Consider the following 19,933-nt stretch of genomic DNA (forward strand, 5'->3'; position numbering starts at 1 on the left):
GCCATCTGCGCCGCCGCCATCTGCGCCCTCGACCAGATACGCGAGCACCCACTCGCTATGCCCTCGCGCGAGCGGCGATGCGAAGCACACGATCATCGCGACGACCGCCGCATGAGCAACGATCGACGCTGCAAACGACGCGACATGGCGCCGCGAGCGCGGCACGCTCGCATCATTTGAAAATTGCGGTTTGTACTGTTCGTCTTCCAACGTCGCTTCGGCCTGAACTTCGCGATTAAAAATGGAAGTGGCCAGGAGCGACGGACCGCCGGCTGGATAGGTGCCGACGGATCTGCGTGCGTCCCGAAGCCTCCCTCACCCGCGAAGGTTCTCACGGCTCCATCGATTCGCCCGGTCGCCTGACTCGACGAGCGCCGCGATTTCCTAAGCGGCGCCCAGCTCACAGTTGCGGGGCAGCGCCGGTCTCTCACCGGCTTCCCCGGACGAATTCTCAAGCACATTACCCGCCTCGCCAGCCAAGTCAACCGGTTTTCTTGAGCGCAGTTCTGACGGGCAGATTGGTCTGAGAGGAGCAATTTCATACCACCCGTTGTGGTTGAGCGATGGCCGGGCTCTACCGGTAGCTTCGTTCCGTCAAAATTTGTTTTCGTCAAGCAGTTCACGCTCGTGACTGAGTGATGCCGGCGATGATTGATTTGGGTCGGATGATGCAGACTGGCGGCGTGCGGCGCGGATGCGCTCGAGAGTGTACAGCGCGCGGTACAGGTTGCGCTTGATGAGTCTTTCGTAACGGACGATTTTATCGATGTCGGAATCGCACGGCAGGGAGAAGACGTCCAGTCCGGCGCGGCGGAACTTGCGCGCGGTGCGCTGACGGGCGGCTTGCCGATCGTAGCCCATGATGGATGCTATCGCCTCGCTGGGGGTTTCAGTCCTGGCGGCGCGGCGGGCCTCGTCCTCATCGGACCACGTTTCGCGACATTCGTAGCGGAGTAATCGGCGGATGCGCCAGCAGCATGCTGCGAGCTCATCGATCATCATGCGCTCGTGGACGGATTCCGGCTTAAACTCTTCGAGCAGGGCATCGAGCATCGCGTTGAACTCGTCTACGCGAGCGGAGCCGTCGAGTTCTGAATTGACGACGTCGCACGAAAAAAATCCGTGCTTGAGCGCGTTGAGGCGGGCGGTCTCTTTGCCTTCGGATGTGCGCGGGCCGGTAGATTTGAGGGCGTTAGCGCGACGAGCGGCGAGCTGTCGCGGCGAAAGCGCGGGCAGTGCGGTGTCGAGTGCTTCGGGCGAGTCGGGATTGGGGTGAGTATTGTTCATAGATGATCCGTCACACAATTTGTGGGGTGGCATAAGGATGAACAGTTCATCCCTGAACTCGGAGAGAGGTATGGAAGAATTCTGGTCGGAGGCGTCCACGCCCTCTGTTCATGTCCCAGCCCCCGAACAAGAGATCGGCGGCCGACAGTGATATACTGGATAGGATGAAAGCCCGACGTTTAAATTCCGGAACGCTCGCATAGGCTTTGGGATGAGACGCACAATTGGAGGATCGGTCCGATGACCAGTTGGATGAGTGATGATGAGCAGGAGGAGCGGCGAGATATCGCGCAGATCTGCCTAACTGGCCACGTGATCAATCCGAGCTTCCGCTTACGACCGCAGTTCAACACAAACTTTTGCGAAACTTGCGGGAGGGCGACAACGAACCATTGTGGTTCCTGTAAAGCACCGATTCCTGGCGCAATGCCCCTCATTGCTATGTCGAAACAAAAGTACCTTAAGGCATACTGCGGGAACTGTGGCACGGCCTATCCCTGGACTCGACTAGCGATTGACGAGACTCGCAAGCTCGCAATAGAGACAGTTGAACTTTCTGACGATGAGCGAAATGCACTCGTGGAAAGCGTTCCAAGTCTGTTTAGAGAAGGCCCCGGTACTCCGGTTGCTATCGCACGATTCCAGCGGATCACCTTGAAGGGCAGTCGTAAGCTCCTATCCGACGGGCTCAAGCACATACTCTATACCCTGGCTGCAGAGGGTGCACGGCGCCAAATCGGGGGTCCCTGAGTGCAGGGCTGAGACTCAGTGCAGAGAAGGCAATTCTGGGTTCCCTCAACTCCAGTAGCCTTAGCTCGGGCCGAATCGAGCGTCGCAAAGAATCTTGAATCGCGCGCGGAAGATGCGCGCTGCAATCGGACCCTCACCTTCGATCCTCTCCCATCCTGGGAGAGGGGAAGAAAAAGATTCGGGATTCTTCGCCGCGGCGGCTCTGAATGACACAAAGAATTGGGTAGCACGAGCTGTGATGAAGCCGCGCGCTCGGGATGAGTATACAATCCGCCTACTCGATCGTCGCAGCATCACGAATGAAAATCGCGAGAACGGTCCTGTTGGTTTGTGCGCTGATTGGATCGTTGGCGCCGCCGATTTTCTTTTTGTCGGTGCAGCACTTTCATTTGGAAGTGCAGACGTCGGAATGGCTGGTTTCGCAGTGGCCGCGCTCTTTAGGAGAGATCGCACTCGAGGATCGGCGGATGGCGGCAGACATGCTGGTCACTTACGGGGAGTGGGCTGCAGCGAACGCGCTCACGTTCGCTGCGGTTGGCTGGTCCGTCCTTTTTCTTTTTCGAATGTTGAAACGGTCTGGGGCGCGGGATGATTAGCAGGCGTCCTTGCCTGTTCCCCCTTTCCATCTGGAAAGGGGTGAGGGGGGTTAGGACAGCGCGATTTCCTACTCCCGCCTTCCGCTTCCCCGTTCTCACTGGTGAGAACGGGGAAGCGGAATCAGGGAGGGAGCCGGACGCGGGTGTCCTATCCCCCTAACCCCCTTTCCAAATGGAAAGGGGGGATCAGGCATCTCGCCCTCGTCGTCCTATCCCCACGGCCCCTTTCCAAAATCGAAAGGTGGAATCAGATACGTCGGCCTAGTCCATCCTATCCATCTGGCCTCTTTCCAAAATGGAAAAGGGGAACCAGATACGTCAGCCTGTCATCCTCTCCCCCTAATCCCTTTTCATCTGGAACGGGGAATCAGACCCATCCTCCGAGGTTTGACAGTTTTCAGCGATCGCGCTATGAGGTTGAGTTCAGAATATGAATCTTCATTCATTGCGGGGAATTCTTAGCTGATGGGCGTTCAGGAGCGGCATCGGCGGGAGCGGCATGCGCGCGGGCAGGCTATCCTCACGCGGTGGCGGCCAAAGTTTTTGCCAAGCACGGGCTCGAAGGCGCGACTATCGAAATGGTTGCGCGCGAGGCCGAGGTTGCGGTCGGGACTATCTACCTTTACTACTCCTCGCGCGACGACCTTTATCTGAATCTGATCGCTGATCGCGCGGAGCAGCTTCGCGCGCGCTATCTCGGAATCTTCGCGCGGCGGCTGGAGCCGCTCGACGAGCTTAAGGCGATTGCGACCGCATATCTCGACTATCTGCGCGAATCGCGCGAGATCTTTCTGTCGCAGCATTCGGTGGTGTTTTCGCAACTCCACCAGCGCCTGAAACGTAATATTGAAAAACGCAACTTTCAGCGCGTGATGGATTTGAGCCACGAGATTTTCGGACTCTGGGAAGGCACTATCAGGCGCGCGTTCGAAGGCGGCGTGATCGCCAACTCGATGGGCCCGCGCAAGACGGCCGCTGTGGTATGGGCGAGCATGAACGGCGCATTCATGTTGATGGGCGACGGGAATTTCTTCCGCGACGTCACCGGCCTCAACCCCGAGCATTTTGTCGACGAGGCACTCGAGTCGCATCTGGCCGCCTCGCAACTGAGTGTGAGAAGAAAAGCGAGCAGAAGCAGAGTGATGAACCGCGCGCGAATTAAGTCGCGCGCCAGGACTAGCGGGGAAACAAATTTAGAAGAGGTCGGCGTCCGCCCGTCCGCGTGATCGCGACCGGCATAGGACGACAACGATCACAAAGGAGAACGAGTTATGAAATTTACCTGGTTCCATCTGATGCCGTATCGGTTCCTGCCTGAGGACTTCAAGGAAAAGTATCACAGCGTGTGGGTCGATATCCCGCGCGATTTGTACGATCCCAAAGTTGGCCATCGCCTCTACAACGACTACCTCGATCAGCTTGAATACGCCGACTCGATGGGCTTCGACGGGCTGGGCGTCAACGAGCATCATCAGAATGCGTACGGGCTGATGCCGTCGCCGAATATCATGGCGGCGGCGCTCACCCGCCGCACGCGCAACGCCAACCTGGTGGTGCTCGGCAACTCGATCGCGCTTTACAATCCGCCGATTCGCGTCGCCGAGGAATTCGCGATGCTCGACGTGATCTCGGGCGGACGACTGATCGCCGGCTTCCCGGTCGGCACTTCGATGGATACCAACTTCTGCTACGGCGAAGTTCCCGCGACGATTCGCGAGAAGTATTACGAGGCTCACGATCTGATCATCAAGGCGTGGGAGGCCAAGGACGTGTTCTCGTTCAACGGCAAGTATACCAAGCTGCGTTACGTGAACCTGTGGCCGAAGCCGCTCCAGCAGCCGCATCCGCCGATCTGGATTCCCGGCGGCGGATCGGTCGAGACCTACGACTTCTGCGCCGACCACGATTACCAGTACAGCTTCCTTTCCTACTTCGGGTATATCGCGGGCAAGAAAGTTTCCGACGGCTATTGGGAAGTGATGGCGAAGAAGGGCAAGGAGCTGAATCCTTACAGCCTCGGCTTCGCGCAGGTCGTCGCCGTGTCGGAGACCGACGAGCAGGCGGAGAAGGATTACGCGCCGCACATGGATTACTTCTACAACCGGTGCCTGCACGTCTATAACGGCTTCGCCGATGCGCCGGGCTATCGCACGGTGAAGACGATCAAGGCGGGAATTCTCGGCCAGGTCGGCGACCAGGCTGCGATGCGTCGCGAGGGCCTGAAATGGAAGGACTTCATCGATCAGGGCTATGTGATCGCGGGATCGCCGAAGACGGTGCGCGAGCGTCTGCGCGAGGCGATGAAGTCGCTCAACTGCGGGCATCTGATGATACTGCAGCAAATCGGATCGATGCCGCCGGAGCTGGTGCGCAAGAGCACCAACCTGTTCGCCACCGAGGTCATGCCGTATATGCGCGACCTGTGGACCGACTTCGAGGATCGCTGGTCGCCCAAGCGTGATCTGCCGCAAGCGGATTTCGCGAAGCCGGCACCGGTCCATTTCCAAAAGGCGGAAACCAACGGCACCGTGCGCGCCTCTGCGTCGGCCTCGGCGGAGGCTCGGAGCGCGAAATGATTACGACTCAGAAACTTCTAAACGGAAAGTTCTCGCTCGAGATGCAAACCTACGGGAGCAGCGGCGAGCCGCTCCTGTTCATCCACGGCGCGGGCGGCCTGATGCCGGTCGAGCCGTTCCTCGAGGAGCTCGGCAAGACCTTCAAAGTCTACGCGCCGCAATTTCCCGGCTACGCGGAGTCGACCGGCAACGAGCATATCGACGACATCGCCGACGCCGTCCTGTTCTTTCATGAGCTGATGGATGAGCTCGGCATCCCGACTGCCAATATCGTCGGCCATTCGATGGGCGGGATGCTCGCGGCGGAAGTGGCGGCCTTCGACGTGCATCGCGCAAAGAAGCTCGTGCTGATAGCGCCGGCCGGTTTCTGGATCGACGACGCGCCGATTGCCGACCTGTTCGCCGCGCAGCTGACCGAGATTGCGCCGCTGCTATTCCACGATCCCAACTCACCCGCGGCGCAGATGATGACCGCGATACCGACGGACTTCAAAGCGCTCGAGGTGATGTACGTCGAGCGCGTGAAGCGGTTTGCGACGGCGAGCAAATTTCTGTGGCCGATTCCAGATCGCGGGCTCAAGAAGCGTGCCTATCGGATTCAAGCGCCGACGCTCCTGCTGTGGGGCGACGACGACAAGCTGATCCCGCCGGTCTACGCCAAGGAGTTCACCAGCAGGATCAAGAACTGCAAGCTCGAACTGATCAAGAACGCGGGCCACATGGTGATGTACGAGCAGCAGGAAGCACTCGTGAGCGCGATCCGGAAATTTCTGAAGGGGTGAGCGCCAACTGAATAGATCGAAGGGCGGCCGGAGCCTCGATGGCTCCGGCCGTTTCTTTTCACGGCTTGAATCTGAGTGCGCACGCGATTACCGTCCCGCGCATGGCAAGTAAAATCGCTCGACGGGGATGGTTCCTCACAGTGATGACTGTGCTGTTCCTGCTGCTCGCACTCTCCGATTTCACCAAGCCGCTTCAGTACGTCAACAATCCCGCTGTCGGCGGGTTGGTGGTTCTGGGCCACAAGTTCCACGGCGTCGCGCACAACCTCATACTCGGCCCGATCTTCGGGATCATACTTCTCATCTACGCGTACGGCATCTGGAACCTGCGAGCGTGGGTCTTGCCGCTCTCGTTCGTGTATGCGTTCTACGTGCCTGCGAACATGGTCTTGTTCTGGTCGCTCCATCAACTGCCGCCGCCGACCAAGAGTTTCATAGTGATGTATCTGTTCCTTTCGCTGACCGGATCGGTCGGCACCGCGATTTATCTCGCTTACCATCGCGAGCGTCTAAGCTGAAGAAACTCAACTCGCGAGATCGATGGATCGGCGTGCTCGAGAAATTCGGGCGCGCGATGCGCGAGCCTGCGAGCAAGCGGCTTTGGGCGCCGCAGTTCGAATGCGCCTCGCGCGAGCGTATTCGCGATATCCAGGATGAAAAGCTCGCCGCGATGCTTCCGTACCTCTACGAGCACAGCCCGTTCTATCGCGCAAAGTTCAAAGCCGCGAAGCTCAAGCCTGCCGACCTCAGGACGCTCGCCGATCTCCCGAAGTTCCCCGTCACCACCAAAGACGAGATGGCGCGCGACGTCGCGGCGCATCGGCCGTGGGGAACCTACACGCCGATCGACGACCGCACCTGGCGCGAGCGCGGCTGGATGATATTTTCGACCTCGGGCACGACCGCGACGCCGCGATCGTTTCGCTACACCGCGCTCGACGCCGAGTTGTGGGCGAGGACCAGCGCGCGCGCGTTGTATGCGATGGGCGTGCGCGCGGGCGAGAGCGCTCTCACCTGCACCAACTACAATCCGCACGTGTTCTTCTGGTCGATTCATCACGCGTTCAACCTGATGAAGGTCGCGGTCGTGCCCGGCGGCGTGCCGACCGAGCGCCGCCTGCAGATGATCGACCTCTACCGGCCCACGATCCTGGTCGCGACGCCGTCGTACTCCCTTCATCTCGCAGGCGCGATGCGCGAGGCGGGTGGCGATCCCGCCGCCAGCTCGATCACCAAGATTATTTGCGGCGGCGAGCCGGCCTCCGGGATCGCATCGACGCGGCGGCGAATCGAGGAAACCTGGAACGCCGAGCTGCACGACGTTTACGGATGCACCGAAGCGGTGCCGGCAGGATGGGCGTTCACCTGCCGTGAAGGACTCAAGCGCGATCCGATCGCGACTCACGTTCAGGAGGATTTGCAGATCTGGGAGCTGGTCGATCCCGACACGTTCGAGCCGGTGCCGCCGGGCGCGCGTGGATTGACGGTGGTGACCAACCTCAACTCGGAGGGATCGCCGCAACTGCGATTCCTGGTCGGCGACTTCGCGACCTTCGACTACGGCAAGTGCGCATGCGGTCGAACCTTCGCGCGCGCTCGCGGCGGCTTCAACGGACGCGCCGACGACATGCTCAACATTCGTGGCCTCAAACTCTTTCCGAGCGTCATCGAGGAAATCGTGCGCGGGTTCGACGCGCTCGGCAACGAGTTCCAAATCGTGCTCGAGACCGAGGGCGTGATGGACGCTTTCACGATCGTCGTCGAGACCTCAGTTCCCGTCGGTGAAACATATGCGAACGAGCTCCGCGTTCGGCTCGAAGCTGAAGTTATCCGACAATGCGAACTGCGGCCGCGAATCCATCTCTCAGCGCCCGGCACCCTGCCCCGCACCGAATTCAAGGCACGCCGCGTGATCGATCGGCGTCGCACGCTGTAAACGATTCACGGTTGACGCGAACGTGCGGCCGGCTTTAGATTGCAACCATTATGAAAATTTATGACTTTGCTCTCGCTCCTAATCCTCGACGACTCAGAATTTTCGTAGCGGAAAAAGGACTCAAGATTCCGACCGAGCAGGTCGACATTTTCAGCGGCCAGAACCGCACGCCCGAGATGCTCAAGAAGAATCCCGCAGGCGGCCTGCCGGTGATGGAACTGGACGACGGAACTCACCTGGCGGAATCGGTCGCGATTTGCCGCTACCTCGAAAGCTTGCATCCGGAACCCAACCTGATGGGCAAGAACAGCCGCGAGCAAGCTGAAATCGAAATGTGGAACCGGCGAGTCGAGCTCGGCTTGTTCGGCGCCGCTGGACGAGCGTTCCAGCATACGAATGAGTTGTTCAAGGCGCGGCTCAAGCAGTTTCCCGAATATGGCGAAACACAGCGCGAGACCACCAGGCAACAGTTGCAATGGCTCGACGCACAGATCGGCAACAAATCATTTATCGCCGGCGACCGCTTCACGATCGCGGATATCACCGCCGAAGTCGCGGTCGATTTCGCCGCGCAGATGGCGGGCGTCGCGGTCGACCCGGCGCTGAAGAATCTCGCGCGATGGCATCAGTCGGTATCGAGCCGTCCAAGCGCAAAGGCGTGAGGACCCGGGATTCTTCGCCGCAGCGGCTCTGAATGACACAAAGAATGGGTTACAGGGGCGCCGCGATCGCAACGCGAACGGGTCGCCAGGCCGCAGCACGTGTCATTCAGAGCGGAGTCTGCGGAGCGAAGAATCCCGGGGCAGTGCTCGACCGCACAGTGTCGCCGGGATTCTTCGCCGCAGCGGCTCTGAATGACAACGATGTGAAAAGCGGTTGACGATTGGCGCTGACAGTTTTAAATTGCAACTATGAAAATTTACGATTTTACTGGAGCCCCGAATCCACGCCGCGTTCGCGTTTTTCTCGCGGAGAAAGGCATCAACAATGTTCCCTTCGAGCAGGTCAATATCGCGACTGCGGACAATCGCAAGCCTGAGTTCCTGAAGATCAATCCGATGGGCGGGCTACCGGTGCTCGAACTCGACGACGAAACGCATATCGCCGAGTCGGTCGCGATTTGCCGCTACTTCGAGGACATCAAGCCCGAGCCACCGCTGATGGGCGTCGACGCGAAGGACAAAGCTGTCGTCGAGATGTGGAATCGGCGGATGGAGTTCGAAGTGCTGTCGATGGCGGCGGGATCGTTCCGCAACACCAGCGACTTCTTCAAGGGACGCATCCCGCAGGTCAAGGAATATGGCGAGGTTTGTAAGAACGCGGTGATCAAGCGATTGGAATGGCTCGACACGGTGCTGGCAGATCGCGAGTTCATCGCAGGACCGCGCTACACGATTGCGGATATCACCGCGTTGATCGGAATCGATTTCGGGCGCACCACGCAAATCCGAATTCAGGAGAATCAAAAGAACCTCGCGCGATGGCATCAGGCGGTATCGAGTAGGCCGAGCGCGAAGGCGTAGCATCACGATTGATGCGAGCAACCCAACCCCTAACCCCTTCCCGAGCGGGAAGGGGGACCGGGTTTATTTGCCACCTCTTTCCTCGAAGGAAGGGGGACCGGATTATTTTAGAACGGATTGGGCGTAGGCTGTGGCGGGCATCGGGTAGATCGGCGTGTACATCTGGTAGAGCATCAGGTACACGATCACGCCCGTGACCGAGACGTACATCCATAGAGGCCAGGTCCATCGCGCGATTCCGCGATGACGGCGGAAGTTGCCGCGGAGCGCGAACCAAATCGTCGTGATCGCGAGCGGTACGATCACCCCGGCCAGGATCACGTGCGGAATCAGGATCGAGAAGTACAGCGAGCGGACCCATCCTTCGCCGCTGAAGCGCACGTTGCCGACGTTATAGTGGAAGACGAGATACGAAGTCAGGAAGACGGCGGAGAAACCCATCGCGCTGATCATGCACGCGCGATGCGCCCGCACCCATCTCTTCTTGATGAAGATGAATCCCGCGAGCAGCAGGATCGCGGCGCATCCGTTCAGGAACGCGTTGAGGGGGGCCAGCGAATGATAGGAATCCAATCCAGCCTCGCCAAACTACGGCGTTTGCATCGGTGGCGGCGCGACCGGATGCGCGCCCATCTCGGCGGGACTCGTAACGGGGCGAGGATGATCGTACCGCGTCCACATCCGCGTCGTCAGATCCGGCAGCAGCATGAAGCATAGGAACGTGACGAGTATCACCGGGATTATCGCGATGATTGCGAGCGCCTTCTTTTCCATCGCGAGATGCATGAAGTACATCGCGACCAGCACGGCTTTCGCCCACGCAAGAGCAACCAGCAGGCCGACCTTGGCGACTTGCGGCAGGCCCATCGCATAAACGCCCAGCTCGATCGCGGTCAGCACCGAAAGGTAGATGAAAACCGCAATGTAGTTCGGCCCGCTATGCTCGGCCGGATGTCCTGAAATCGCAGCTTGCGTCGTCATGGTTTAAATTTTTTCTCCCGCCGTGATCGTTGAAAAACGCTCGCGCTAAATCAGGTAGATGAACGTGAAGATCAGGATCCACACCAGGTCGACGAAATGCCAGTACAGCCCCGCGATCTCGACCAGGTTCGCTTTGGCCGGCGTCAGCTTGCCGGTCATGCCGCGAATCAGCAGCACGCTGTTGTAGACGACGCCGCCGAAAACGTGACAGCCGTGAAAGCCGGTCAGGAGGAAGAACGTGGCGTCGAACAGGTCGACCTTGATCGACATTCCTTTTTCGCCGAGCAGGTGATGCCACTCGAACGCCTGCATCCCGAGGAACACGAGGCCGCCGAGAACGGTCAGCGCCATGAAGTTGCGATAGCGCGCCATCCTGCCGGTCTGGATCGAGCTGAGCGCCTCGACCATGGTGACGCTCGAGCAGATCAGGATGAACGTCATGACAGCGGTGGTGGTGATGCCGAGAAAGACGGCGGGCGACGGCCAGTTCGGATTGCCGATGCGCAGCGCGCCGTACGCGGCGATTGCGGCGCCGAACGTCATCGCGTCGCCGGCCAGGAACGACCACATCCCGAGCTTGCCGAGATTTCCCGGCGTAAGCGACGGTTCTAACTGGTCGGCCTGCACCGTGCTGTGATCGTGGGTGTCTACTGCAGCGGCCTCGCTCATCGCAACCTTCCTCTTTGGGACAAATGGCTATAGTCAGTATTCATTGGAATTGACTACTTGGTATCTGAATTCGGATCCTGGCGTGTCGATCGCCGATAAAAGAAGTAAGTAACCCCGCCGATCGCGATGAACGCCGCGTACGGCGATGCCAGCATGAACACCACGCTGGTCTTGTAGGCATGGAGTGCCTGATCGCCGTCGGCGAGCCCGCACGTCGCGCACGCGTTCGCGAGCCGCGGAGCCGCGGTGATCATCGCACTCGCGATGGCGGCAGCGGTAAATTTTTTATTTTTCATGGTCCTCATCTTTCAATTCCGCCGAGCTACATTAGATATACCAGCCCAAACAGGAGCGGCCAGACTGCGCAGACGAAATACCAATACACGGCGCACAGCTCAATCGCGTGGGCGTTGCGCGCGTTGTACCTGCCGCTCATCGCAAACCACACGACGCACGTGAGCCAGATGACACCGGCGGTAACGTGCGCTCCATGGCATCCGATCAGCAGATAGAAGGTGCCGCCGTACATGCTGCTCGACATCGTCAGGCCGTGCGCGACGAGGCGCACCCATTCGCTACCTTGCACGGCGAGGAACGTCAGTCCCAGCACGAGCGTTGCCAGCAGATAGCGGCGCGTCAGGCGCTGGCGGCTCCGATGCACCGCGCGGATCGCGAGAGTCATCGTGACCGCGCTCGAGAGCAGCACGACGGTGTTCACCCAGGTGACTTCGATCGGAAGTCTCGGCAAGGAAGGCGGCGGCCAGAAGGCGGAGGACATGCGGTAGACGAGAAAGGTGCCGATGAGTCCGCTGAACAGCATCATCTCCGACGCGATGACCATCATGACCGCGATCATCGCGCTGCTGATGAACGGCCGTTCGACCTGATCGCCACCAGAGCCAGAGTCAGAGGTTCGGCCGCGACGAAGCGGCACCACCAACGGGCGCACTTTCGCGGTCGAGGCTGTCATTCCGAACGCCATATCAATGATGCTTCACTATGATCGTCACGACCGAGATCGTTACCAGCAGCACCATGACGCCGATCAGAATTTTCAGCGTCCGCCAGATTTCTTCTTTGCGCTCTTCGCGCGTAACCAGCGTAGGCATTTCGATTACTCACACGCGATCCAGAACGAGTACTAACAAAACGATTGGCAAATATACGATGGACGCGAGCAGCAACCGGCGCGCCGCTTTCGAATTGCCGGGCGAACGCACCATCGTGATTCCAAACGCCAGCATCCAGACACCCATCGCCGATGCGATTACCAGGTACGGGATTCCGGCATAGCCGAGCATGGTCGGAATGATTCCGATGGCGATAAGTCCGAGGCTTCCCGCGATGACGATCGGATTCGAAGCATTTCCGCCGCGGATGTTGTCTTCCGGGAGCAGGTGGATGCCGGCGCGTTCGTAGTCGGTGCGATAAAGCCGCGCAACTGCCATCGTGTGCGGCAACTGCCACAGGAACATGATCGCGAACAGTACTATCGGCTCCCAACTGAGCGCGCCGCGCGCCGCGGCCCATCCTGCCACGGGCGGGAGCGCGCCCGGAATTGCGCCGACGATATTGCACATCCAGGTGTAGCGCTTCAGCGGAGTGTACACGCCGAGGTAGATGATCGTGATTGCGGCGGTCACCGTTGCGCAAAGCAGGTTGGTCGCGAACGTCAGGTAGAGGAAGCCGGCAACGGTCGCGAGCACGCCGAACGTCAGCGCTTCCGCCGGACGCATCCGCATGTCGGGCAGCGGACGATTGCGGGTGCGATCCATCATCGCGTCGGTGTCGCGCTCGACGTATTCATTGAGTGCGAGCGTTCCGCCCGCCGCCAGGGCAGTGCCCGCCAGCAGGTTCAGCGCGAGGGTAATGTCGAAGCCGGCGCGACCGCCGAGATAGAAACCGGCGAGGGTCGTGACGAGCACCATCAGGACGACGCGGGGCTTGGTCAGCTCGAAGTAATCGCTCACGCGGCCGCGCGGCAGCGTGATTGCGGATTCGGCGAGCGCGACTTTGGCGTTCACGCGGTCACCTGCCGTTCGATTACGCGCGAAGACGCGCGCGACTCGATCGCATGCGCGCGGTTCGGCGCACCGAGAATGTGATATGCGCGAAGTGTCAGCGTGAGGCTGGTCGCGAGGACGCCAGCGCCGACGGCGACGTGGCTGGTGGTCGGAATCACCATCCGGCCGCTCCAGATTGTGATCGCGCCTAGACAAATTTGCACGACCAGCAGGATGAACAGGCCGAGCGCGGGACGTCGGAGCGCGACGACCTCGCGATGGGTCCGGAGCACGCGCACGACCGTCCACAACACCATCGCCGTGACGACGACCGCGCCGCATCGGTGCGCAAAATTAACCGCGATGAACTCGTTCCAGTACGGCGGAATTACGTAGCCGAAGGAAAGCGGAAAATCGGGAATCACAAGTCCGGCGCTCATGTGGCGCATCAGCGCGCCGACCAGAATCTGCATATAGATGATAGCGGTGGTCGCGACAGCGAGCGTCGTCAGCGGGATTCTCGACGGCGGATCGTCGACGTGCGGCCTGGTTTCCCAGCGCGGATTGGTGAAGATGGCGATCGATACCATCAGGCAGAACAGCGCCTGCGCCGTCGCGGCGTGCGTGACCGCGATCGCAAGCGGCAATTCGAACAGCACGGTGATTCCGCCGAGGACGGCCTGCACGATGATCAGCCCGAACGCGAGCATGACGAGTTTGCGGACCCATCGGCGGGGTTCGGCGCGCCATGCCCACGCCATCAGTACGAGTGTGAGCACGACGACGGTTCCGGCAGCGAGGCGATGACCGAATTCGAAACGAATGCCGCCCTGCCACGCTGGGATCAGTTTGCCGAACGCCAATGGCCAGTCGGGAACGGCGAGCGCGGAGCCGGTCGAGGTGACGAGTCCGCCGACGAAGATGAGGCAGAAGGTGGCGCCCGCAGTCAGCACCGCAAAGCGATGCAGTCCGCGCGCCTTCTCAACCTCAGTTGGCGACTGATTCATCATTACTGGCTATTCGACTGACTAGTCCGCCGCGGCCGTCGTGTGTTCAATCAACTGCGATTGCGGCAGGTAGTCCTCCGCGACCTCGGGCGAGCTGTACTCGTACGGTCCACGGTAAACGACCGGCACCGGGCCGGGCCAGTTGCCATGCGGCGGCGGCGACGGCGTTGTCCACTCCAGCGTATTCGCGTGCCACGGATTCTCGGTGGCCTTCTCGCCCCACCAGTAGCTGTAGATTATGTTCGCGAGGAACAGGAACTGCGCGGCGCCGAGCACGAACGCGCTGATCGAAATAAATTCGTTGATCGGAATGATCGGCTTCAGGAAATCGTACTGCTGCGGATTGTAGATACGGCGCATGTGGCCCGCCATCCCGAGGATATGCATCGGGAAGAAGGTGCAGTTGAAGGCGACGAAGGTGATCCAGAAATGAACCTTGGCCAGCTTCTCGCTCATCATGTGGCCAAACATCTTCGGATACCAGTAGGTCACGCCGGCGAAGATGCCGAACAGGCTACCGCCGAATAGTACGTAATGAATGTGGGCGACGATGAAGTAGGTATCGTGGATGTACATGTCGACAGGAGTCGAGGCCATCCAGATTCCCGACAGGCCGCCGATCACGAACATCGCGACGAACGCCAGCGCGTTCATCATCGCAGCGGTGTAGTGGATGTTGCCCTTGTAGAGCGTACCGAGCCAGTTGAAGGTTTTAATCGCGGACGGCACTCCGATGATCATCGTCGTGATCATGAAGCTGCTGCCGAGCGCAGGGTCCATCCCCGACTGAAACATATGATGGCCCCAGACGACCCACGACAGGAACGCGATCGCGATCATCGCATACGCCATCGCGCGGTAGCCGAAGATCGGCTTGCGCGAAAACACCGAGATGATTTCCGAGGAGATGCCCATCGCGGGCAGGATCATGATGTAGACCTCGGGATGGCCAAAGAACCAGAACAGATGCTGCCACAGGAGCGGCTCGCCGCCGCCCGCGGGCAGGAAGAAATGCGTGCCGCCCATGCGATCGAATAGCAGCAGCGCGAGCGCGGTGGTCAGCACCGGCAGCGCCAGCAGCAGCAGAATAGCGGTGATGAACAGTGACCAGATCACCAGCGGCATGCGAAAGAAGTACATGCCCTTGGTGCGCATGTTGATGATGGTGGTGATGTAGTTGATCGAGCCCATCAGCGACGACGCGCCGAGCACGATGATGCTGATGCACCACAAGTCCTGGCCCCAATCGACGCCCGTATATATCGGCACTGCGCTGAGTGGAGCATACGACGTCCAGCCCGCGGCTGCGGGTCCGCCGGTCACGAAGAACGACGACAGCATGATCACGCCGGCGACGGCGCCGACCCAGAACGAGAGCATGTTGAGCTTGGGGAACGCCATGTCGCGCGCGCCGATCATCAGCGGGATGAGAAAGTTGCCGAAGCATCCGACCAGGATCGGCATCACCACGAAGAAGATCATGATGGTGGCGTGCATCGTGAACATCGCATTGTAGGTGTTAGGCGGAATCGCGCCGTCGTACATGAACGGCTCGGGCACCCAGTGGAAACCGGGGACCGCGGTTTCGGGAAACGCGAGTTCCCACCGCATCAGCATCGCCATCAGGCCGCCGATCGACATCATGAAGAGCGCCATGAACAGGAACTGGCGGCCGATCATTTTGTGATCTTCGGAAAAAATATACGTGCGCATGAAGCTGAGCTGATGATGCTCAGCGTGAGCGCCGTGTGCCGCAACCGCTGCCGTGCTACTCATCTTCGACTAGCTCCTTCCGGGGACATGGCCGGTGAGTGCGGGCATTACTTGTTCTGCTGATACTCGTCTTTGAGCCACTTCTCGTAATCCTCTTCCGACTGCACTGTCAGATTGCCTTTCATCCCGGAATGCCCGAAGCCGCAAAGCTCCGCGCATGGAATTTCGTATTGCCCCACTTCGGTTGCCTCGAACCACACGTGAATGAGGCGTCCCGGAACGGCGTCCTGCTTGAGGCGCATATTGGGGACGAAGAAGCTGTGAATGACGTCCTTCGACGTCAGATCGATCCGTACGACCTTGTTGACCGGCACGTGCAACTCGTTGTCCATCTCGAGTTCGCCCTTGCCGAATTTTCCGTCGGGTCCCGGGTAGGTGATTTCCCAGTTGAACTGTTTGGCGTTCACCTTGTAGAACACGTCGCCCGGCGGCCCATGCTCCTTGATGTCGGCCCAGGTCGAGCGGCTCATGATAGCCAGGGTGATCAGGATGACCGTGGTGGCGGTGGTCCAGATTATCTCGAGACGGGAATTACCTTCGATATATTCCGCCTTGCGGCCGGGCCGGGTGCGATAGCGGACCATGAAGACCACCATCGCGATCATCACGGCGATCCAGACGACCAGCACGATCCAGAAAATCAGCTCGAAGAGAAAATCGATCCTGGGACCGAAGGTCGAGATGTCGTGCGGAAAATACAGATGCTCGAGCATCGAAGCGTCACCTCTGCGCTATCAACGTGCGAATAACGGACGAGCGTCGCCGCGCCGATCAGGGCGGCTGATACCAACTGCCAACGCGTTGCGATTCATGAATTCGGTGCGATTATGCCCGTCAGCACCACGATTAGTGAAATGAAAAATCCTTGTCCACCGCCGCAACCTGCGCTTAATCAACCACGACATGACGCTCATATTTCGCCAGCAATTTCAAGCGGTTCGCGAACGGAGGATCGAAGGGTCGATGCGCGCACAAATCTAAGGAGCGCTGCGCGATTTTCGAAACCGGTACCGGCTTCGCTGGACGCGAAGCTGTCCGAGATCCTTCCTACCGCTCGCGTTGCTCGCTTCGTCAGGATGACATGGTGTCGCACGATTGGCGGCATCAAATGTTTGAGCTACAAACGCTAGTTGAGGAACAGGAGGTCTTGGTTTCTTATGCCTGATCGCGTGGCGACCCTTTCGCAAAACTTCGAGGCGCAGGCCCAGAAGTACGGCGCGCGCGCGTTCCTTAAGGACAAGCGCGACAAGGTCTGGACCGACCATTCGTGGAGCGACGTTTCGGAGGCCGCGGGAAAACTGCGCGCCGGCCTGCTCGGTCTCGGAGTGCGGCCGGGAGATCGCGTCGCCATCCTCTCGGACAATTGCCCCGAATGGATCGTGGTCGATCAGGCAGTGCTCGGGCTCGGCGCGATCGTGGTGCCGCTCTACACGACCAGCGGACTTGAAGAGACTGCGCATGTCATCAGCGACTCGGGCGCGAAGGTGATCGCGGCCAACGGTCCCGAGATGGTCAAGAAGATTCTCGGCATCAGCGCGTCGATTCCCGAGGTCACCGCAGTTGTCGCCATGCATCGCGGAGCGGAATCCGCGCCCGCCGCGAATGGAACGCCGGCCGTCATGACCGCGGCGTCGCTAAGTGCCGAGGCGCCGGCGGCGATTGTCGAGGGCAGCAGCGACGACCTCGCGACGATCATCTATACGTCGGGCACCACAGGCGTCTCGAAAGGCGTGATGCTCTCGCACGGCAACCTGCTTGCCAATGCGGAGGACTCGCTGGCAGCGCTCGGTCTCAACGACACTGACATGACGCTGTCGCATCTGCCGATCGCGCACTCGTTCGAGCGGACGGCGGGCTACTACACGGTCGCGATGGCGGGAGGAACGATCGCGTTTGCCGAAAGCCTGGGGCAGATCGCGTCGAACCTGACCGAGGTCCAGCCGACGGTAGTGCTCACGGTGCCGCGCCTGCTCGAAGTGATCCACAGTCGCGTGATGCGCACGGTCGAGACTTCGCCGCCGATGCGTCAGCGATTATTCAAAATGGCGCTCAACGCCGGCGAGCAGGCGGCAGAGTATCGCAATCGCGGGAAGCCGCTTCCGCCACTGCTCGCGATCTCGATGGCGGTGTTCAGGCGGTTGGTCTTTGCGCGAGTGCGCGCGATTTTTGGAAATCGGATCCGCTACCTTATTTCCGGCGGTGCGCCGCTGCCGACGGAGATCAACCGGTTCCTGTCGGCCGCCGAAGTTCCAATCGTCGAAGGCTACGGCCTGACCGAGGCGTCTCCTGTGGTCGCGGTGAATCTGCACAACGGCAGAACTCGAATCGGCACGGTGGGACTGCCGTTAAAACGCATCCAGGTCGAGACCGCGCCGGACGGCGAGTTGCTGCTGCGCGGCCCGAATATAATGAAGGGCTACTACAAGCTCGAGGCAGAGACGAAGGAAGCGATCGACGAAAACGGATGGCTGCATACCGGCGACATCGCGAAGATCGACGTCGAGGGATACATCTCGATCACAGATCGCAAGAAAGAAATTATCGTGCTGTCGGGCGGCAAGAATATTTCGCCCGCGTACGTCGAGAGCAAACTGACGGGAGACAAATTCATCAGCCAAGCGTGTGTGATCGGCGATCGCCGCAAGCATCTCGCCGCACTGGTCGTGCCGGACTACGAAAATCTCGTGGATTTTTTGAAAGAGAACAACCTGGATCCGAAGAACACGGACGCGCTCGGGAAATCGAAAGAGTTGAAGACGTTCGTTCAGGGGCGGATTCGCGAGATCAACAAGCAACTCTCCGACGTCGAGGCGATCGCGACCTTCACGATAGTCCCGCCGCTCACGCAGGAAAACGGGGAGCTGACGCCGTCGCTAAAAGTGCGGCGCAAGGTCGTGCAGGCGCACTTCAAGGATCAGATTGATTCGATGTACGGGGATTGAGACGCGGGGCTCCTCGCCCCGCCCCCGAGGCAGGGGTGACCCCTGCACCCAGTGTCAATCGCAAAGTTGCGCGCAGCGCACTACTTTGCTCTCGATCAGCTTAAGATCCGATGAATCCGGTTCCCCTTCCCGCTCGGGAAGGGGTTAGGTTGTTTGAATCCAGCGCAGTGCCCGCGGAGGGCAGAGGGCTTTTGTGCGGTTCTCTGTCCGGCTTTCGGCCGATCGGATTTGAACTTCAGGCTAAGACCAAGCGCGTGAGGGCGCGGTCTCACTTCGCATTCTTCGCCAGCCAGGCGGTTGAGCGCTTGAAATATACGCGGACGTTCGTCGAAAGATGCTGCGTCCATTCGGGCTTAATCTCGCCGCGCTCGGCCGCGAACTTCGCGAGCGCGTATCCGTAAACTCCCTGCGTCAGATAGCCGAGCCGCCGCATCGACCAGCTGTGCCATCCGCCACCGTGATCATGATGATTGAATCGCGCGGCGGAATTCGCGCTGAATATTCCTAGTCCGAGGAAAACCGTCAGCAGATCGGTCATCGGTTCATGATCGGCCGTGCTCCTATCCAAATGCCCGTCGCCAATAAGAATTAAGTGGCCGAGTTCGTGCGCGATCGTCGCCACCAGAACTATCGGATCTTTCAGCACCGAGCTTTTGAGCGCAATGACGGCTTTGCCGTCTTCATCCATCACCGATTCGTGGCCGAAGTAGATACCAGCGGGCCGATTTGTTTGTATGCTCCAAAGCGAATTCTCGCGGAGCTCCTCTGCCTCATCGGGAAATATCTCCAGCTTGATGCGAGTCCGATCGATATGCATGTATTCGCAGACTCGATGGACCAGCTTTTCCACTGAGGCCTCGCTTCTGTCGAATGCGTCGGGGAAGTGTTTAGCATCGGGAATGACGACTTTTGCTTCGAGCAGGCGATTACGACCGAGCATCGCTTCGAGTCGGGCGAAACCCTCGTCGACCCACCGCCGCTCTTTTTCGTTAACTGGCAGTTTCGGAGAGAAGCCGAGCATTGGTGATCGGCCAGATTGCCGATTCCGAGTACGCTACTTTGTCGTGTTGTGTGGCACCAGTATCCTGCTCGATTCGAAGAACCTCAC

General features: G+C 59.7%; 23 protein-coding genes and 1 riboswitch. Of the genes, 10 read left to right on the forward strand and 13 right to left on the reverse strand.

The features are described from left to right. Together WB650_RS03085 and WB650_RS03090 are read right to left on the reverse strand one after the other, a co-directional pair. Positions 1–210: hypothetical protein (locus tag WB650_RS03085; RefSeq protein WP_423959374.1), on the reverse strand; the 210-nt coding region annotated here is incomplete at its 3' end. A 122-nt stretch (positions 211–332) separates the two neighbouring features. Continuing rightward, positions 333–496: riboswitch (cobalamin riboswitch) on the reverse strand. 98 nt (positions 497–594) lie between these two features. Beyond that, positions 595–1,287, reverse strand: coding sequence for a hypothetical protein (locus WB650_RS03090; protein ID WP_422305913.1), 693 nt, complete (start codon positions 1,285–1,287; stop codon positions 595–597). 252 nt (positions 1,288–1,539) lie between these two features. On the opposite strand from WB650_RS03090, the gene WB650_RS03095 reads away from it, so the two are divergent. The 9 genes from WB650_RS03095 (at position 1,540) to WB650_RS03135 (ending at position 9,450) form a co-directional block, all read left to right on the forward strand. Next, positions 1,540–2,037: a DUF2321 domain-containing protein gene (locus tag WB650_RS03095; RefSeq protein WP_422305919.1), complete on the forward strand. Its 498-nt coding sequence runs from the start codon at positions 1,540–1,542 to the stop codon at positions 2,035–2,037. A 257-nt stretch (positions 2,038–2,294) separates the two neighbouring features. Continuing rightward, positions 2,295–2,633: a hypothetical protein gene (locus WB650_RS03100; RefSeq protein ID WP_423959376.1), complete on the forward strand. Its 339-nt coding sequence runs from the start codon at positions 2,295–2,297 to the stop codon at positions 2,631–2,633. Positions 2,634–3,160: 527 nt separating this feature from the next. Continuing rightward, the gene (locus tag WB650_RS03105; RefSeq protein ID WP_422301455.1) at positions 3,161–3,859 is read left to right on the forward strand and encodes a TetR/AcrR family transcriptional regulator; all 699 of its coding nucleotides are present in this window, start codon (positions 3,161–3,163) and stop codon (positions 3,857–3,859) included. Positions 3,860–3,904: 45 nt separating this feature from the next. Then, on the forward strand, positions 3,905–5,209 hold the full coding sequence (locus tag WB650_RS03110) for an LLM class flavin-dependent oxidoreductase (protein ID WP_422301457.1): 1,305 nt from the start codon (positions 3,905–3,907) through the stop codon (positions 5,207–5,209). Then, positions 5,206–5,991: an alpha/beta fold hydrolase gene (locus tag WB650_RS03115; protein ID WP_422301459.1), complete on the forward strand. Its 786-nt coding sequence runs from the start codon at positions 5,206–5,208 to the stop codon at positions 5,989–5,991. The genes WB650_RS03110 and WB650_RS03115 overlap by 4 nt, the downstream gene beginning before the upstream one ends. Positions 5,992–6,092: 101 nt before the next feature. Further along, entirely contained in the window at positions 6,093–6,509 is a 417-nt protein-coding gene (locus WB650_RS03120) for a hypothetical protein (protein ID WP_423959378.1), read from the forward strand. 32 nt (positions 6,510–6,541) lie between these two features. Continuing rightward, complete coding sequence (locus tag WB650_RS03125) at positions 6,542–7,927, forward strand: phenylacetate--CoA ligase family protein (protein WP_422303767.1); 1,386 nt, start codon at positions 6,542–6,544, stop codon at positions 7,925–7,927. A 50-nt stretch (positions 7,928–7,977) separates the two neighbouring features. Further along, the gene (locus tag WB650_RS03130) at positions 7,978–8,589 is read left to right on the forward strand and encodes a glutathione S-transferase family protein (RefSeq protein ID WP_422303766.1); all 612 of its coding nucleotides are present in this window, start codon (positions 7,978–7,980) and stop codon (positions 8,587–8,589) included. Positions 8,590–8,838: 249 nt separating this feature from the next. After that, on the forward strand, positions 8,839–9,450 hold the full coding sequence (locus tag WB650_RS03135) for a glutathione S-transferase family protein (protein ID WP_423959381.1): 612 nt from the start codon (positions 8,839–8,841) through the stop codon (positions 9,448–9,450). Positions 9,451–9,552: 102 nt separating this feature from the next. Here the strand turns inward: WB650_RS03135 and WB650_RS03140 are convergent, their stop codons facing one another. The 10 genes from WB650_RS03140 to coxB are packed head-to-tail and all read right to left on the reverse strand — an operon-like array spanning position 9,553 to position 16,596. Further along, positions 9,553–10,023, reverse strand: coding sequence for a DUF420 domain-containing protein (locus WB650_RS03140; RefSeq protein ID WP_422303762.1), 471 nt, complete (start codon positions 10,021–10,023; stop codon positions 9,553–9,555). A 15-nt stretch (positions 10,024–10,038) separates the two neighbouring features. Beyond that, positions 10,039–10,431, reverse strand: coding sequence for a cytochrome C oxidase subunit IV family protein (locus WB650_RS03145; RefSeq protein ID WP_422303761.1), 393 nt, complete (start codon positions 10,429–10,431; stop codon positions 10,039–10,041). 45 nt (positions 10,432–10,476) lie between these two features. Further along, a complete protein-coding gene (locus tag WB650_RS03150; protein WP_422303760.1) occupies positions 10,477–11,100 on the reverse strand; it encodes a cytochrome c oxidase subunit 3 in 624 nt (207 codons plus the stop codon). A 53-nt stretch (positions 11,101–11,153) separates the two neighbouring features. Beyond that, positions 11,154–11,396, reverse strand: a complete 243-nt coding sequence (locus WB650_RS03155) for a hypothetical protein (RefSeq protein ID WP_422303759.1) — start codon at positions 11,394–11,396, stop codon at positions 11,154–11,156. A gap of 26 nt (positions 11,397–11,422) precedes the next feature. After that, entirely contained in the window at positions 11,423–12,082 is a 660-nt protein-coding gene (locus WB650_RS03160) for a cytochrome c oxidase subunit 3 (RefSeq protein ID WP_422303758.1), read from the reverse strand. 1 nt (position 12,083) lies between these two features. Next, positions 12,084–12,209: a hypothetical protein gene (locus tag WB650_RS03165; protein ID WP_422303757.1), complete on the reverse strand. Its 126-nt coding sequence runs from the start codon at positions 12,207–12,209 to the stop codon at positions 12,084–12,086. A 9-nt stretch (positions 12,210–12,218) separates the two neighbouring features. Then, on the reverse strand, positions 12,219–13,124 hold the full coding sequence (gene cyoE, locus WB650_RS03170; RefSeq protein WP_422303756.1) for a heme o synthase: 906 nt from the start codon (positions 13,122–13,124) through the stop codon (positions 12,219–12,221). Further along, positions 13,121–14,110: a COX15/CtaA family protein gene (locus WB650_RS03175; RefSeq protein ID WP_423959384.1), complete on the reverse strand. Its 990-nt coding sequence runs from the start codon at positions 14,108–14,110 to the stop codon at positions 13,121–13,123. The genes cyoE and WB650_RS03175 overlap by 4 nt, the downstream gene beginning before the upstream one ends. A gap of 21 nt (positions 14,111–14,131) precedes the next feature. Beyond that, complete coding sequence (locus WB650_RS03180; RefSeq protein ID WP_422303754.1) at positions 14,132–15,886, reverse strand: cytochrome c oxidase subunit I; 1,755 nt, start codon at positions 15,884–15,886, stop codon at positions 14,132–14,134. Positions 15,887–15,930: 44 nt separating this feature from the next. Further along, positions 15,931–16,596, reverse strand: a complete 666-nt coding sequence (coxB, locus tag WB650_RS03185) for a cytochrome c oxidase subunit II (RefSeq protein ID WP_422303753.1) — start codon at positions 16,594–16,596, stop codon at positions 15,931–15,933. A 444-nt stretch (positions 16,597–17,040) separates the two neighbouring features. Between coxB and WB650_RS03190 the strand changes: the two genes are divergently transcribed. Then, positions 17,041–18,825: an AMP-dependent synthetase/ligase gene (locus WB650_RS03190; RefSeq protein ID WP_422304309.1), complete on the forward strand. Its 1,785-nt coding sequence runs from the start codon at positions 17,041–17,043 to the stop codon at positions 18,823–18,825. Between the two features lie 268 nt (positions 18,826–19,093). Here WB650_RS03190 and WB650_RS03195 read toward each other — a convergent pair whose 3' ends face one another. Next, the gene (locus WB650_RS03195; protein ID WP_422304310.1) at positions 19,094–19,846 is read right to left on the reverse strand and encodes a hypothetical protein; all 753 of its coding nucleotides are present in this window, start codon (positions 19,844–19,846) and stop codon (positions 19,094–19,096) included. Positions 19,847–19,933: the final 87 nt, after the last annotated feature.

Origin of the sequence: Binatus sp. (SeqCode) (assembly GCF_049584895.1) — a bacterium.
Lineage (GTDB): Bacteria > Desulfobacterota > Binatia > Binatales > Binataceae > Binatus.